Raw genomic sequence first — 15,219 nt, 5'->3', positions numbered from 1 at the left:
CCCCCTCGGTCACAGTCGCTTGACTCCCTTGATGCGTCCGGCCCGTGAGGCGCGGCTCCGGGCGGTCTTCACCCGCAGGCCGCCGCGCTGGTTCCCGATCCTCAGGCCGGTGCCGGAGGAGAGCCAGCCGGAGGCGACGTCGGTGCCGTTGCCCCCGCCGGCGTCGGCGAGCGGGTCGTTCTCCGCGCGGCGGGCCAGCGCCATGATGAGCGGCACCGTGAAGGGCGCGAGGAGCAGGTCGTACACGGCCGCGGTGAACAGCAGGAACCCCAGCCCGACATGGCGGGCGGCGGTGTCGCCGACGAGGGCGCCCACCCCCGCGTACAGCAGGGTGGAGCCGACGGCGGCCGCGACGACGACGGCCATCGGGCCGGTCGCCGAGGTCAGCCGGCCGTTCTCCGGGCGGGCCAGGCCGACGAGGTAGCCGATGACGCAGAGCACGAGGGCGTAGCGGCCGGCGGCGTGGTCGGCGGGCGGGGCCAGGTCGGCGAGGAGGCCGGCGCTGAAGCCGATGAGCGAGCCGCTGACCGGTCCGTACACCAGGGCCAGGCCGACCACGGTGAGCAGGACCAGGTCGGGGACGGCGCCGGGCAGCTGGAGCCGGGCGAGCACGGAGACCTGCACGACCAGGGCCACCACGATCAGGGTGGCGGAGAGGAGGATCCGGTTGAACTTCACGGTGTCGCGTCCCCCTGGTCCTGGCCCTGCTGGTTCTGGCCCTGCTGGTTCCGCTGTCCGTCGGCGGCCTGCTGCCCGTCCGGCGGCGGTGGCGTCACCGTGACGGTGACGGTCGGCGCGGGCTTGGGCTTCTGCGGAAGGACCATGTCGCGCGGGTCGGCGCGGGGGGCCTGGACGACGATGCCGACGATGTCGAGCTTGGTGAAGCCGACGTACGGGCGGACGTAGATGTTGCGGGTCAGGCCGCCGCCCGCGGGGTCGACGCGGACGACCTCGCCGACCGGGACGCCGGGCACGAAGGGCTTGTCGGCGCGCGAGCCGAAGGTGACGAGCCGGTCGCCGGGCTTCACCTTGGCCTTGCCGTTGAGGAGCTGCACGAGCAGCGGGCGGTCGCCCTGGCCGGTGGCGAAGCCGAGTTCGTCGGACTTCTCCATGCGCGTACCGACGGTGAAGTCGGGGTCGTTGGCGAGCAGGACCGTGGAGGTGGAGGGGCCGACGGTGGTGACGCGGCCGACGAGCCCGGAGCCGTTCAGCACGGTCATGTCCCGCTTGATGCCGTCGCGCGCGCCCACGTCGACGGTGACGGTCCAGGAGAAGCCCTGGGCCGCTCCTATGGCGATGACCTGCGCGCCCTTGATGCCGTACTGCCCGGCGCCGGCGGTCTTCAGCATGGAGTCGAGCTCGCGCAGCCGGTTGCGGTTGCGGTCGTCGCTGCCGAGCTCCGCCTTGAGCTCGGCGTTCTCCTTCTCCAGAGCGGCGATCCGGGTGTGCCGCTCGCCGGAGTCCCTGACCGCGCCTATGGCGTTGCCGATGGGATCGACGGCGGCCGCCACACCGTTCTCGACCGGCCCGAAGACCGCCGCTGCGGCCTGCCGGGCACCGTCGACGGGTGACTCCTGGCCGCCGCGGATGTCCACCGTGATCAGTGCGAACGCGATGGCGATCAGCAGCACCAGGAGCAGCCGGCTCTCTCGTGTGTCCCTCACGTGCGGCGGCCGTGCCTTTCCTCGTGGTTCGGTTGTTCGGCTGTGCGGTTGTACGGCTGTGCAGTCGTACGGCTGTGCGGTGGTGCTCGCGTGGGCCGTACGGGTGGTGCTAGCGGCGCGGCTGGGCGTCCAGGACCTGCTGGAGGGCCTCGAACTCCTCCACGCACTTGCCGGAGCCGAGCGCCACCGAGTCCAGCGGGTCCTCGGCGATGTGGATCGGCATTCCGGTCTCGCGGCGGAGTCGCTCGTCGAGGCCGCGCAGCAGGGCACCGCCACCCGTGAGAACGATGCCGCGGTCCATGACGTCACCGGAGAGCTCCGGCGGGCACTTGTCGAGGGTGGTCTTCACCGCGTCGACGATGGCGTTCACCGGCTCCTCGATGGCCTTGCGGACCTCGGCGGCCGAGATGACCACGGTCTTGGGCAGACCGGAGACGAGGTCGCGGCCGCGGATCTCGGTGTGCTCGTCCTTGTCGAGGTCGTACGCCGAGCCGATGGTGATCTTGATCTGCTCGGCGGTGCGCTCACCGAGGAGGAGCGAGTACTCCTTCTTGATGTGCTGGATGATCGCGTTGTCCAGCTCGTCGCCGGCGACCCGGATCGACTGTGCCGTGACGATTCCGCCGAGGGAGATGACGGCGACCTCGGTGGTGCCGCCGCCGATGTCCACGACCATGTTGCCGGTGGCCTCGTGGACCGGGAGGCCCGAGCCGATGGCCGCCGCCATGGGCTCCTCGATGATGTGCACCTGGCGGGCGCCGGCCTGCGTCGAGGCCTCGATGACGGCGCGGCGCTCCACTCCGGTGATGCCGGAGGGCACGCAGACGACGACCCGGGGGCGGGCCAGGTAGCGGCGCTTGTGGATCTTGAGGATGAAGTAGCGGAGCATCCGCTCGGTGATCTCGAAGTCGGCGATCACGCCGTCCTTCAGGGGCCGGACGGCGACGATGTTGCCGGGGGTCCGGCCGATCATCTTCTTCGCCTCGGCGCCCACCGCGAGGATGCCTCCGGTGTTGGTGTTGATGGCGACCACGGACGGCTCGTTGAGGACGATGCCACGCCCCCTGACGTACACCAGCGTGTTGGCAGTCCCGAGGTCGATAGCCATGTCACGGCCGATGAACGACATTGAGTTCCCCTTGTTTCCCATGAGGATGCTTCGGGCCTTCCCCAGCGAGCGTTGACGGCTTCTCAGGCAGGCGAAACGGTGGCTGAAATGGGTGGCTGAAGGTGGTGCGGCGTGGAGTTTTCCATCGTAGTGCCGCCCGCCCGGATACCGCGCGGTGGTCCACCTCTGTACAGGTGACGGTAGGACGCGGCGATCCGTTCCCGGGATCGGCGTTCATATGCCTGGGGGCGACCGAATTCCTTCGGTCGCCCCACAGGCTGCTGCATTCGGCTGACGCCGAGTCAGCGACGTCGGGTCGGCTCAGGCGAGACCGGGGAAGAAGATCTTCAGCTCGCGCAGGGCCGACTCCTCCGAGTCGGAGGCGTGGATCAGGTTCTCCCGGACGATGGTGCCGAAGTCGCCGCGGATCGAACCGGGCGCGGCGGCGATCGGGTCGGTCGGACCGGCCAGCTGGCGGACACCCTCGATGACCCGCTCACCCTCGACGACGAGCGCGACGACGGGGCCGGAGGACATGAAGCCCATCAGCGGCTCGTAGAAGGGCTTGCCCTTGTGCTCGCCGTAGTGCTGCTCCAGGGTCTCCTGGTCCAGCTCGCGCAGCTCCAGGGCCGCCAGGGTCCAGCCGGCCTTGCGCTCGATGCGGCCGATGATCTCGCCGACCAGGCCACGGCGGACGGCGTCGGGCTTGAGCAGGACGAGCGTGCGCTGGCTCACGGGGGAACTCCTTCGGAAAAGCGTGTGCGGGACCTCCGAGGCTACAGGCCCCGCACGCCCCTCGATTACGCAGCGTCAGGCCCTGCCGAGGCCCCCGCGGCCTGGGCCTCGGCCCACCGTGCCTTGATGTCGTCGATCCGTCGCCCATAGTGAACGGACGCCCACCACAGACCGGCGAAAACCGCCCCGAGGAAGAACATCGTCGGCACGACGAAGCCGCTGAGGATCAGGCCGATCTGCAGAACCCAGCCGAGCTGCACACCGCCGGGGCGGGTGACCATCCCACAGAGCAGCACCGAGATGACCATCGCGACACCGCAGACCCACCAGACGGTGGACATCGCGAGACTGTCGTCCTTCATCGCGACGAGACCGGCGAAGCCGATCACGAAGAACTCGCCGATGAGCGTCGAGGAACAGAGGGTACGCATCGGGTTCAGCCCCTTCGCAGCAGCAGCCGGGCATCGCCGACCGTGAAGATCGAACCGGTCACGAGGACACCCGCGCCGCCGTACTCGGCCTCTTCCTCCGCGAGCGTGATGGCCGCCTCCAGGGCGTCGGGCAGCCGCGGCTCCACGACGACCCGGTCCTCGCCGAAGACCTCGACCGCGACGGCGGCGAGCTCGTCCACGTCCGTGGCACGGGGGTTGGAGTTCGCCGTGACGACGACCTCCGCGAAGATCGGCTCGAAGGCCTCCAGGAGGCCCTTGGCGTCCTTGTCTCCGCTCGTCGAGACCACGCCGACGAGCCGCGAGAAGCCGAAGGCCTCGCTGACGCCCTCCGCCGTCGCCCGCGCGCCGTGCGGGTTGTGCGCGGCGTCCAGGATCACCGTCGGGGACGAGCGGACGATCTCCAGACGGCCGGGCGAGGCCACCTGGGCGAAGGCCTGCCGGACCGTGTCGAGGTCCAGGGTCCGCGCGTGCTCCGAGCCGATCCCGAAGAAGGCCTCGACCGCCGCCAGCGCCACCGCCGCGTTGTGCGCCTGGTAGGCGCCGTGCAGCGGCAGGAAGATGTTGTCGTACTCGCCGCCCAGACCGCGCAGGGTGAGGAGCTGGCCGCCGACCGCGACCTCGCGGGCGACGATGCCGAACTCCATGCCCTCGCGGGCCACGGTGGCGTCCGCCTCGACGGCCTTCTTCAGCAGGACCTGCGCCGCGTCCACCGGCTGCTGGGCCAGGATCACGGTCGCGCCCTGCTTGATGATCCCGGACTTCTCGCCGGCGATCTCGGCGGTCGTCGTGCCGAGCCGGTCCGTGTGGTCCAGGTCGATGGGGGTGACGACGGCGACGGAGCCGTCGATGACGTTCGTCGCGTCCCAGGTGCCGCCCATGCCGACCTCGACGACGGCCGCGTCGACCGGGGCGTCGGCGAAGGCCGCGTACGCCATTCCGGTGAGGACCTCGAAGAAGGAGAGCCGGTACTCCTCGCGGGCGTCGACCAGCTCCACGTACGGCTTGATGTCCTGGTACGTCTCGACGAACCGCTCGGCGGAGATCGGGGCGCCGTCCAGGCTGATGCGCTCGGTGATGGTCTGCACGTGCGGCGACGTGTACCGCCCGGTGCGCAGCTCGAAGGCGCCGAGCAGGGCCTCGATCATGCGGGCCGTCGACGTCTTGCCGTTGGTGCCGGTGATGTGGATCGAGGGGTACGCGCGCTGCGGCTCGCCCAGGACGTCCATCAGGGCCGCGATCCGGGTGACCGAGGGCTCCAGCTTGGTCTCGCCCCAGCGGGTGGACAGCTCGGTCTCGACCTCGCGCAGCGCCTTGTCGAGCTCCGGGTCCTCGGGGCGGCTGGGCACCGGGTCGCCCTGGGGCCGGCCGCCCTGGGTGCGCAGGGTGCGGCTGCCGGCCTCGATCACCGCCAGGTCGGGGTCTCGGTCGGTCTCGGCGTCGACGATGTCGTCGAACTGGTCACTCGGGTCGCTCGGCTCGCTCACGGGCCCAGTCTACGGAGCGGTACCGACAGGACATCGGACCCACCCCTTTCGGGACTTTCGGTCCACCGTCCGCCGCACCCGCCCGGCAAAGTCGGCGATCACGGACATCGGGATCGACCGTGTCAGCGCGGCAGGCCCGTCGGCAGCAGCGCCGTCACCTCGTAGCCGTCGCCCTCCCGGCGGGCGTTCAGGGTGCCGCCCATGCTGGTGACCCGTTCCTCCATCGAGACGAGCCCGGTGCCGGTGGAGACCGGGGCCGGGTCCGGCGGGGTCTTCGGCAGCGGGTTGCGGACCGCGATGCGCAGATCGGGGCCCTCCACCGTGATCGCGACCGTCACGGCCAGCCCGGGGGCGTGCTTCGCGGCGTTCGTCAGGCACTCCCGCACGACCCGGTGGACGGCCGCCTGCCGCAGCGGCGAGAGGGCCTTCGCCTCCTCGGCGACCGTCAGCTCGACGGGACTGCCCATCCGCTCGCTCTCCCCGGCGAGCTCGGCGAGCCCTTCGAGGCCGGGGGTGGCCGCGTCCCGGTCGGCGCGGCGCACGATCGTCTCGTTGAGCATGAGGTGGGCGCGCCGGGCGGTGTCCGCGAGCTCCTCGAAGTCCTTCTGGTGGCCCTCGCCCCTGGCCCGTACGGCGAGGACCTCGGCCCGCACCGCGAGGACGGTCAGCTCGCGGCCGACCAGGTCGTGGACGTCCCGGCCGACGGAGATCCGCTCCTCCTGGACGGCCTGCCGGGCGGCTGCCTCGCGCCGCTGGACCTCCAGGGCGCGGACGAGGTCCTGCCGGTACGCCGCGATGCCGACGCCCGCCGCGAGGACGCCGATCGGGACGACCAGGCTCAGGAAGTCGCTCAGGGTGTCGCCGTGCCGGGCGGGCCAGCCGGGTGTCAGGAAGAGGCCGTAGGCGACGCCGACGTACAGCAGGGTGGCGACGACGGCGGCGCGGCGCCCCCGGTACCGGCCGATCGAGTACAGCGCGAACTGGATCATGGTCAGCTCGTGCAGCCAGCCCATCAGACCGAGCGCCACCAGGTACGGCACCCAGGGCAGTCGGCGCCGGAGGACCAGGGTGGCGGCGCCGGCCGCGAGAACCAGGGTGGCGGTGACGCCGGTCAGGGAGTTGTCGGCGCGGGCGAGCCCCGGCACGTCCAGGCACATGAGGCCGAAGGCGCTGAGCGCGGCGACGACGTCGAGGGCGCGGGGCGAGACCGCCCACCGGTCCACGCATCGGCGCAGCGCGGGGACGGTGGGGAGGCGGAGCATGCCTTCCATCATCCAAGGTCTTTCGTCCCGACGGCGTGGACCTGAAGTCCCGTCTGATGTGACATCGGGCACTTCGTCCCTATTCCTGTTTGACTCGGAATCGTGCACGACGCCTCACAGGAGCAGCTGTCCTTCGCCGCCGCACTGCTCGACGCGCTCCCCCAGGCGGCGCTCCTCCTCGACCGTGAGCTGCGGGTGGTCCGGATCAACCGCCGCTTCGCCACGCTCCTTCGGCTGCCCGAGGGAGCCGGCCTCTCCCCCGGCACGCCGCGCGAGCGGGTGGTCGACCTGGTGGCCGGCCTGCTGGCCCGTCCGGAGGAGCGGCGGCGCCTCCTGGAGGAGAGCGAGACGCACGGGCCCGTCACCCGCTCGACCGACTACCACCTGCGGGACGGCCGGACGCTGCGCCGCCGGCGGGCCCCCGTCCTCGACGACGGCGAACTGCTCGGCCATCTCTGGCTGGTCGAGGACGTGACGCGGCGCGGCGCGGCGGAGGACGGCCTGTACGAGCAGGTACGGAAGCTGGCGGCGCTCGCCGACGAACGGGCGGCGTTCGCCGGACGGGCCCTGCACGAGCTGCGGACCCCGCTCGCCACCGTCCTCAGCTTCGCCGAACTGCTCCGGGACCCCGCCGGCGGCCCCCTCAGCCAGGAGCAGGCCTCGTACGTGGACGCCATCCGCCGCAACGCGATCCGCATGCGGTCGGTCGCCGAGAACCTGCCGAAGGCCGCCACCGGGGGTCCGACGGCCGAGCCCCGGCTGGGGCAGGTCCTCGTCCACGAGCTGATCGAGCGGGTCGTCCTGGAGGCGCTCCAGCGGGCGGACGGGGCCGGCCCGTACATCGCGTCCGAGTGCCCGCCGACCGGGCCGCCGCTGGTCGCCGACGCGGGCATGCTGACGGGCGCGATCGAGGAGCTCCTGGCGAACGCGCTGCGCTTCACTCCGGAGGGCGGCCGGGTCGACGTCGTCGGCCGGACGGCCGACGGCCACTGGACGATCGAGGTCCGGGACAACGGCATCGGGGTCCCGATGGAGTACCACGAGGAGATCTTCACCCCCTTCGTCCGGGCACCCAACGCCCGGCGCGGCGGCTTCCCCGGTACGGGCCTGGGCCTGGCGGGAGCGCTCGACACGGTACGGCTGCACGGCGGGACCATCACGGTCCGCGACCGGGACGGCCGGCCCGGCGCCGTGTTCACCGTCCGGCTTCCCCTGCCCCACACCGGCCACACCGGCCACACCGGCCACACCGGCCGCGCCTCATGACGAGACTCCTGATCGTGGAGGACGACCCGGACCTCGCGCTGGCCCTCCGGGTCCTCCTCGGCCGCCGCGGATACGAGGTCTCGGTGGCCGCCGACGGCCGCGAGGGCCTCCGTCTCCTCTTCGCGGAACGCCCGGCGCTCATGCTCCTCGACGTCCTCCTCCCGGAACTGGACGGCTGGGAGGTCCTGGACCGCACCCGGGACATGAGCGACCTGCCGGTCCTGGTCCTGTCGGGCCTGGGAGACGTCGACGACCGGGTACGCGGACTGCGCTCGGGCGCCGACGACTACCTGGTCAAGCCCTTCGACCACACGGAGCTCCTGGCCCGCGTCGAGGCCCTGCTCCGAAGGTCGGGCCCCCGCCGCTGGGCGGGCGAACCGGTCGAGGAGGACCTCCGCCTCGTCCCCGAACGACGCGCCGCCCTCTGGCAGGGCAGCGAGATCCGGCTGAGCGACATCGAGTACCGGCTGCTCCAGCTCCTGGTCCGCAACCGGGGCCGGGTGGTGACCACGGAACAGCTTCTGGACCAGGTCTGGGACGACACGACCGCCATCGGCCGCGACCGGGTGAAGTTCGCCGTCCTCCGCCTCCGCCGCAAACTCCGCACCGCTGCCGGCCCCGGCTCCCGGGACCCCCTGGAAGCGGTCCGGGGCCTGGGGTACCGCTACGAGAGCGCACCGGGGGGAGGCCGGAACCGCTGACAGGCCCGTCCCCCCGGGACCGGCCCTCCCCCGGGACCAAGGTCCCGGCGTCCACCGGCCGTACGGCCCGGACGGACGTCCCGACCCACCCGGCCCCGCCCCACCGCAACCGTCCGGCAACCGAGCACCACCGCATCACGCGACCGGGGCCCGCCACCTTCGACCGTATGAAGACTCTCCCTGCCCGCAGCGTCGCCGTCGTCCTCGGCACCCGCCCCGAGCTGGTCAAGCTCGCCGAGCTGATCCGGGCCCTCGGTCCCGCCGCCCGGGTCGTGCACACCGGTCAGCACTACGACGACGCGCTCTCCGGCGACTTCCTCGACGAGCTGGGGCTGCCCGAGCCCGAGTATCTGACCGGGGTCGGCGGGCAGCCGCGGGCCGTGCAGGTCGCCGCCGCCCTGACCGGCCTCGACGAGCGCTTCTCCGCCGAGCCGCCGCTCGCCGTCGTCGTCCAGGGCGACACCAACGCCGCCCTCTCCGGCGCCCTCGCCGCCAACGCCCGTGGCCTCCCCCTCGTCCACGTCGAGGCGGGCCTCCGCAGCCACGACCGGGCCATGCCCGAGGAGCACAACCGGGTCCTCATCGACCGGCTCGCCGACGTCCTGTGCGCCGCCACCCCCGACAACCGCGACCTCCTGCTCGCCGAGGGGGTCGCGGAGGAGCGCATCGCGGTCACCGGCAACACCGTCGTCGAGGCCGTCCACGACCACCTCCCGCCGCCCGAGGAGCGCGCCCGGCTGCTCGCCATCAGCGGTCTCGTCCCCGACGGCTACGTCCTCGCGACCGTCCACCGGCCCGAGAACACCGACGACCCCGCCGCCCTCAGCGCCGTCCTGGAGGAGCTCGCCGCCCTCGCCCGCGAACTGCCGGTCGTCCTCCCCCTGCACCCCCGCACCCGCGCCCGGATCGAGGCGGCCGGACTGCTGCCGCTCCTCGACGGACTGACGGTGCTGCCGCCGGCCGGCTACGGCACCTTCCTTGCCCTGGCCCGGCACGCCGCCCTGATCGTCTCCGACTCCGGCGGCATCCAGGAGGAGACGACCGTCCTCGGCCGCCCCCTGGTCGTCGTCCGCCGCTCCACCGAGCGCCCCGAGTCGCTCACCGACTTCGCCGACCTGGTCGCACCCGGGCCGGGCATCGGGGCCGCGGCCCGCCGGCGCCTCGCCGAGGGCGGCCTCGGACTGCGCCGTCTGGGCACGCTCCCCAGCCCGTACGGCGACGGCACCGCGTCCCACCGGATCGCGGCCCTCCTCCGGGACCTGATCGCCGAGCGGGGCGCGGACCGCGTGCTCCCGGTCCCCCGCCCGGCCCCCGCCGACGTCGTCACCGCGGCCTGACCACCGAGCCCCCACCGGAGACCCCCATGAGCCTTCCTTTCCTGCTGTACGTCTTCCCCTTCCTCCTCCTCGCCTGCTTCCTCCTCTACTGGGCCGGTGCCCGCCATGCCTACGCCCGCCGCCGGCCCACCGAGGCCGGTGACCCGGCCGCGTACGACTGGCACTTCTTCGTGCCCTGCCGGGACGAGGAGGCCGTGATCGCGACGACCGTCACCCGGCTCCGCGGCGACTTCCCCGGCGGCCACGTCTGGGTGATCGACGACGCAAGCGACGACCTCACCGCCCCGATCGTCACCTCGCTCGCCGGCCGGGACCCCCGCATCCACCTCGTCTCCCGCCACCGTCCCGACGCCCGCATCGGCAAGGGAGCCGCGCTCAACGCCGCCTACGCCGCCCTCGACGAGCACCTCGCGGACACACGGGACCGCGACCGCGTGATCGTCTGTGTCGTCGACGCCGACGGCCAGGTGTCCCCCGAAGCCCTCGCGCGGGTCAGCGGCCCGGACGCGTTCGGCGACCCGGAGACGGGCGGGGTGCAGATCGGGGTCCGGATGCGGAACGTCGAGGACGAGCGCCCGCTCGCCCACCGGGGCCGGCTGGGCAACGCGTACGCCCGGCTCCTGATCCGTATGCAGGACGCCGAGTTCGCCGTCTCCAACACCGGCATGCAGCTGCTTCGCCGCCGCACCGGCTCGGTCGGCCTCGGCGGCAACGGCCAGTTCACCCGGCTCACCGCCCTCGACCGGATCGCCGCCGCCGAGCGCCGCCCGTGGCAGCAGGACGCCCTCCTGGAGGACTACGAGCTCGGCCTCCACATGCGGCTCGTCGGCTACCGGGTCACCCATGTCGCCGACACCTGGGTCACCCAGGAGGCACTCCCGTACACCCGCCGCTTCCTGACCCAGCGCACCCGCTGGGCCCAGGGGAACATCCAGTGCGTGCGCTACACGGGCCGGATCGCCGGCTCCCGCCACTACAAGGCCGCCGGTGTCCTCGAATCCCTCTACACCTTCTGCCAGCCCCTCGCGCATCTCGCGACGCTCGTCCTGACCGCGGTCATGCTCGTCGCCCTCCTGACCGGCGGCGGCGCGGCCGAGGTGCTGCTCGCCGCGTGGCCGCTCGCGCTCGCGCTGGCCGTCGTGTCGATCGTCCCGTTCCTGCTGTGGGGCCCGGTCTACCGCCGCGAGTTCGCCCCGGACCGCTCCCGGCTGAAGGGCCTGCTGTGGGGGTTCGCGCTCTGGCTGTACGCGTACCACCTCTTCATCGTCTCGGCGCGCGGCTTGGTGCGGCTGGTGCGCGGCAGGACGGGCTGGGCGAAGACCCGGCGGAACGCGGAGACGGCGGGCGTGGGCCCGGTGGCCACGGAGTCCTGAGGAGTACGGGAAGGCGTACGCGAAGGGGCCCGGAACCGTGTCACGGTTCCGGGCCCCTTCGTCATGCCGTGCTAGGCCTGCGGCAGGTTCGCCAGCTGGGCCTCGATGCGGGCGATGTCCTCGTCCGCCTTGGCGAGGCGGCCACGGATCTTGTCGACCACGTTGTCCGGGGCCTTGGCCAGGAACGCCTCGTTGCCGAGCTTTCCGTTCGCCTGGGCCTTCTCCTTCTCGGCGGCCGCGAGGTCCTTCGCGAGACGCTTGCGCTCCGCGGCCACGTCGATCGTGCCCGACAGGTCGAGCGCGACCGTGGCGCCGGCGACCGGCAGGGAGGCGGTGGCGGCGAAGCCCTCGCCCTCCGGCTGGAGGCGCAGGATCTGGCGGATGGCGGCCTCGTGCGCGACGAGCGGGGTGCCGTCGACCATGAGGCGGGCCGGCACCTTCTGGGCGTCCTGGAGACCCTGCTCCTTGCGGAAGCGGCGGACCTCGGTGACGACCCGCTGGACGAGCTCGATCTCCTGCTCGGCGGCCTTGTCGCGGAAGCCGCTGTCCTTCGGCCAGTCGGCGATCACCAGGGACTCACCGCCGGTGAGGGTGGTCCACAGGGTGTCGGTGACGAACGGGACGATCGGGTGCAGCAGCCGCAGCATGACGTCCAGGACCTCGCCGAGGACCCGGCCGGAGACCTTGGCGCCCTCGCCGCCCGCGAAGAACGTGGTCTTCGACAGCTCGACGTACCAGGCGAAGACCTCGTCCCACGCGAAGTGGTAGAGGGTGTCGGCGAGCTTGGCGAACTGGAAGTCCTCGTAGTACGCGTCGGCCTGCGCGACCGTCTCGTTGAGCCGGGACAGGATCCAGCGGTCGGTCGCCGACATCTCGGAGGCGTCCGGCAGCGGGCCCTCGGTCGTGGCGCCGTTCATCATCGCGAAACGGGTCGCGTTCCAGATCTTGTTGGCGAAGTTCCGGGACGCCTGGACCCAGTCCTCGCCGATCGGGACGTCGACGCCCGGGTTGGCGCCCTTGGCCAGGGTGAAGCGCAGGGCGTCGGAGCCGTACTTGTCCATCCAGTCCAGCGGGTTGACCGTGTTCCCGAACGACTTCGACATCTTCTTGCCGAACTCGTCGCGGACCATCCCGTGGAACGCGATGGTGCGGAACGGCGGCTGACCGTCCATCGCGTACAGACCGAACATCATCATCCGGGCGACCCAGAAGAACATCAGGTCGTAGCCGGTGACCAGGACGGAGTTCGGGTAGAACTTCTCCAGGTCCGGGGTCTTCTCGGGCCAGCCGAGCGTGGAGAACGGCCACAGGCCGGACGAGAACCACGTGTCGAGGACGTCGGTGTCCTGCGTCCAGCCCTCACCCGTGGGCGGCTCCTCGTCGGGACCGACGCAGACCAGCTCGCCGTCGGGGCCGTGCCAGACGGGGATGCGGTGGCCCCACCACAGCTGGCGCGAGATGCACCAGTCGTTGAGGTTGTCGACCCAGTCGAAGTACCGCTGCGACATGTCGGCCGGGTGGATGTCGACCCGGCCGTCGCGGACCGCGTCACCGGCGGCCTTGGCGAGGGTCTCGACCTTGACCCACCACTGCAGCGACAGACGCGGCTCAAGCGTCGTCTTGCAGCGCGAGCAGTGGCCGACGGAGTGGACGTACGGGCGCTTCTCGGCGACGATCCGGCCGTCGGCCCGCAGGGCGGCGACGATCGCGGAGCGCGCCTCGAAGCGGTCGAGGCCCTGGAAGGGGCCGTGGACGGTGATCACGCCGCGCTCGTCGAGGACCTCGATGGACTCGAGGTCGTGGCGCTGGCCGATGGCGAAGTCGTTCGGGTCGTGCGCCGGGGTCACCTTGACGGCGCCGGTGCCGAACTCCGGGTCGACGTGCGTGTCGGCGACGACCGGGATGGTCCGGTCCGTCAGCGGCAGCTTGATCCGCTTGCCGATCAGGTGGGCGTAGCGCTCGTCGTCGGGGTGGACGGCGACGGCGGTGTCACCGAGCATCGTCTCCGCGCGCGTGGTGGCGACGACGATCGTGTCGTCACCCTCGCCGTACTTCATGGAGACGAGCTCGCCGTCGTCGTCCTGGTAGTCGACCTCGATGTCGGAGATGGCCGTCAGACAGCGCGGGCACCAGTTGATGATGCGCTCGGCACGGTAGATCAGACCGTCGTCGAACATCTTCTTGAAGACGGTCTGGACGGCGCGGGACAGACCCTCGTCCATGGTGAAGCGGTCGCGGCTCCACGCGAGGCCCTCGCCGAGGCGCCGCATCTGGCCGGCGATCTGCCCGCCGGACTCGGCCTTCCACTCCCAGACGCGCTCGACGAAGGCCTCGCGGCCCAGGTCGTGGCGGGACTTGCCCTCCTTGGCGAGCTCACGCTCGACGACGTTCTGGGTGGCGATGCCGGCGTGGTCCATGCCGGGCTGCCACAGCGTCTCGAAGCCCTGCATGCGCTTGCGGCGGGTGAGGGCGTCGATCAGCGTGTGCTCGAAGGCGTGGCCCAGGTGGAGCGAGCCCGTGACGTTCGGCGGCGGGATGACGATGGTGTACGCGGGCTTCTCGCTCTTCGCGTCCGCCTCGAAGTAGCCGCGCTCTACCCAGCGCTCGTACAGCGGCCCCTCTACCTCGGCCGGCGCGTACGTGGTCGGCAGTTCGGTGGTGGGCGCTGTCTGCTGCTGAGTGTTCTCGGTCACGGGGCCAGTTTAGGGGTGTCGCGGTGCTGTCCTGAAACGCTTTGGTTCGGTAACGGTGTGGGCCCCGCCGCACTTACGCCCCGGCGGTTCCGCCAGGATGTTCGGTAGGCATAAACATCCTGTGAGGGGAACCTGTCGATGAGCTACAACCAGCCGGGCCCGTACGGCCAGCAGCCGCAGCAGCCCGGGCCCTACGGCCAGCAGCCGGGACCGTACGGGCAGCAGCCGCAGCAGCCGGGACCGTACGGCGCGCAGCCCGGTTACGGCTACCCCCAGCAGGCCCCGCAGGGCGTCCCGCCGCAGCAGCCGCCGTACGGCTACCCGCAGCAGCAGCCCCAGCAGCCCGGCCCGTACGGGCAGCAGCCCCAGTACGGCGCCCCCCAGGGCCCGGGCGGCTACGTCCCCCACCCGCCGGCCCCGAAGAAGTCGAAGGCGGGCTGGATCATCGGCGCGGTCGCGGTGGTCGCGGCGATCGGCGTGGGCGCGTACTTCGTGCTGGGCGGGGGCGGCGCCTCGGTCGCGGACGACGGCCCGCACAAGCTGACGACACCGGAGACGGTGCTGGGCGAGTACAAGAAGGCCGCCGGCAAGAGCGGCTCCCAGAACAGCGACGACGACTTCGTCAAGGACGCCGAGAAGTTCGGCATGAAGAACCCGCAGCGCGTCAACGCGCAGTGGGAGGTCAAGAACGACGCCAACCCGCTCGGCTCCAAGCTCCTGCAGTTCGGCGGCGCGTACGGCCAGATCGACGACCCGGAGAAGACCCTCGACGCCGTCTTCGCGAACATGCGTGCCGAGGCCGCGAAGGAGAAGGACGGCAAGACCCAACTGGTCGGAGACCCGAAGGAGTTCACGCCGGAGGGGCTCGACGGAGCGCTCCTGAAGTGCCAGGAGATCAAGTCCAAGACGGACACCGGAGCGGAAACCGGCGGCCTCGGCCCCAAGGAGATCGTCATGGCGGTCTGCATCTGGAGCGACCACAGCACGCTCGGCTACGTCATGCCCATGAACCTCGCCGACCTGATGGCCGGCAAGAGCACCTCGATGGAGGACGCCGCGGCGACCTCCGCCAAGCTCCGCAAGGAGATCCGCGTCAAGCTCTGACCGGCTCGCCGGACATGACGAAGGGGGTCCCGCCTCGGGC

The 15,219-nt window shown here is 71.8% G+C and carries 13 protein-coding genes; 5 read left to right on the top strand and 8 right to left on the bottom strand.

The genetic code is table 11. From position 1 onward, the window contains the following. Positions 1-9: 9 nt before the first annotated feature. From mreD to E0F75_RS23340, 7 genes are all read right to left on the bottom strand, one after another. Positions 10-678: a rod shape-determining protein MreD gene (gene mreD, locus E0F75_RS23370; protein WP_030317589.1), complete on the bottom strand. Its 669-nt coding sequence runs from the start codon at positions 676-678 to the stop codon at positions 10-12. Then, positions 675-1,664, bottom strand: a complete 990-nt coding sequence (mreC, locus tag E0F75_RS23365) for a rod shape-determining protein MreC (protein ID WP_187624513.1) — start codon at positions 1,662-1,664, stop codon at positions 675-677. Before mreC ends, mreD begins: the two co-directional genes overlap by 4 nt. A gap of 109 nt (positions 1,665-1,773) precedes the next feature. Further along, positions 1,774-2,793 (bottom strand): rod shape-determining protein, encoded by a 1,020-nt coding sequence (locus tag E0F75_RS23360; protein WP_030317599.1) that lies wholly within the window; start codon positions 2,791-2,793, stop codon positions 1,774-1,776. A 300-nt stretch (positions 2,794-3,093) separates the two neighbouring features. After that, the gene (gene ndk, locus E0F75_RS23355) at positions 3,094-3,507 is read right to left on the bottom strand and encodes a nucleoside-diphosphate kinase (protein ID WP_109185942.1); all 414 of its coding nucleotides are present in this window, start codon (positions 3,505-3,507) and stop codon (positions 3,094-3,096) included. A 65-nt stretch (positions 3,508-3,572) separates the two neighbouring features. Continuing rightward, entirely contained in the window at positions 3,573-3,938 is a 366-nt protein-coding gene (locus E0F75_RS23350; RefSeq protein ID WP_187624512.1) for a DUF4233 domain-containing protein, read from the bottom strand. Positions 3,939-3,943: 5 nt separating this feature from the next. Next, positions 3,944-5,443: a folylpolyglutamate synthase/dihydrofolate synthase family protein gene (locus E0F75_RS23345; protein WP_187624511.1), complete on the bottom strand. Its 1,500-nt coding sequence runs from the start codon at positions 5,441-5,443 to the stop codon at positions 3,944-3,946. 122 nt (positions 5,444-5,565) lie between these two features. Beyond that, positions 5,566-6,705: a sensor histidine kinase gene (locus E0F75_RS23340; RefSeq protein ID WP_229312800.1), complete on the bottom strand. Its 1,140-nt coding sequence runs from the start codon at positions 6,703-6,705 to the stop codon at positions 5,566-5,568. A 102-nt stretch (positions 6,706-6,807) separates the two neighbouring features. Here E0F75_RS23340 and E0F75_RS23335 point away from each other — a divergent pair, with 102 nt between their 5' ends. The 4 genes from E0F75_RS23335 (at position 6,808) to E0F75_RS23320 (ending at position 11,382) form a co-directional block, all read left to right on the top strand. Next, a complete protein-coding gene (locus E0F75_RS23335) occupies positions 6,808-7,971 on the top strand; it encodes a PAS domain-containing sensor histidine kinase (RefSeq protein ID WP_187624509.1) in 1,164 nt (387 codons plus the stop codon). Further along, positions 7,968-8,672 (top strand): response regulator transcription factor, encoded by a 705-nt coding sequence (locus tag E0F75_RS23330; protein ID WP_187624508.1) that lies wholly within the window; start codon positions 7,968-7,970, stop codon positions 8,670-8,672. Before E0F75_RS23335 ends, E0F75_RS23330 begins: the two co-directional genes overlap by 4 nt. Positions 8,673-8,839: 167 nt before the next feature. After that, positions 8,840-10,009: a non-hydrolyzing UDP-N-acetylglucosamine 2-epimerase gene (wecB, locus tag E0F75_RS23325; protein WP_187624507.1), complete on the top strand. Its 1,170-nt coding sequence runs from the start codon at positions 8,840-8,842 to the stop codon at positions 10,007-10,009. A 26-nt stretch (positions 10,010-10,035) separates the two neighbouring features. Then, positions 10,036-11,382, top strand: a complete 1,347-nt coding sequence (locus E0F75_RS23320; protein WP_187624506.1) for a glycosyltransferase family 2 protein — start codon at positions 10,036-10,038, stop codon at positions 11,380-11,382. 71 nt (positions 11,383-11,453) lie between these two features. Here the strand turns inward: E0F75_RS23320 and E0F75_RS23315 are convergent, their stop codons facing one another. Then, complete coding sequence (locus E0F75_RS23315; RefSeq protein ID WP_187624505.1) at positions 11,454-14,075, bottom strand: valine--tRNA ligase; 2,622 nt, start codon at positions 14,073-14,075, stop codon at positions 11,454-11,456. 138 nt (positions 14,076-14,213) lie between these two features. On the opposite strand from E0F75_RS23315, the gene E0F75_RS23310 reads away from it, so the two are divergent. After that, positions 14,214-15,179, top strand: a complete 966-nt coding sequence (locus tag E0F75_RS23310) for a hypothetical protein (protein ID WP_187624504.1) — start codon at positions 14,214-14,216, stop codon at positions 15,177-15,179. Positions 15,180-15,219 lie beyond the last annotated feature (40 nt).

The sequence above is a fragment of the Streptomyces sp. CB02980 genome, assembly GCF_014451325.2.
Classification (GTDB): Bacteria; Actinomycetota; Actinomycetes; order Streptomycetales; family Streptomycetaceae; genus Streptomyces.
This window is presented reverse-complemented; position numbering and strand designations above follow the sequence as displayed.

Coding starts and splice junctions, on each gene's coding strand:
- E0F75_RS23340 (WP_229312800.1), bottom strand. CDS start 6,705: ATGCTCCGCCTCCCCACCGTCCCCGCGCTGCGCCGATGCGTGGACCGG.
- E0F75_RS23330 (WP_187624508.1), top strand. CDS start 7,968: ATGACGAGACTCCTGATCGTGGAGGACGACCCGGACCTCGCGCTGGCC.
- E0F75_RS23320 (WP_187624506.1), top strand. CDS start 10,036: ATGAGCCTTCCTTTCCTGCTGTACGTCTTCCCCTTCCTCCTCCTCGCC.
- E0F75_RS23360 (WP_030317599.1), bottom strand. CDS start 2,793: ATGTCGTTCATCGGCCGTGACATGGCTATCGACCTCGGGACTGCCAAC.
- wecB (WP_187624507.1), top strand. CDS start 8,840: ATGAAGACTCTCCCTGCCCGCAGCGTCGCCGTCGTCCTCGGCACCCGC.
- E0F75_RS23350 (WP_187624512.1), bottom strand. CDS start 3,938: ATGCGTACCCTCTGTTCCTCGACGCTCATCGGCGAGTTCTTCGTGATC.
- E0F75_RS23310 (WP_187624504.1), top strand. CDS start 14,214: ATGAGCTACAACCAGCCGGGCCCGTACGGCCAGCAGCCGCAGCAGCCC.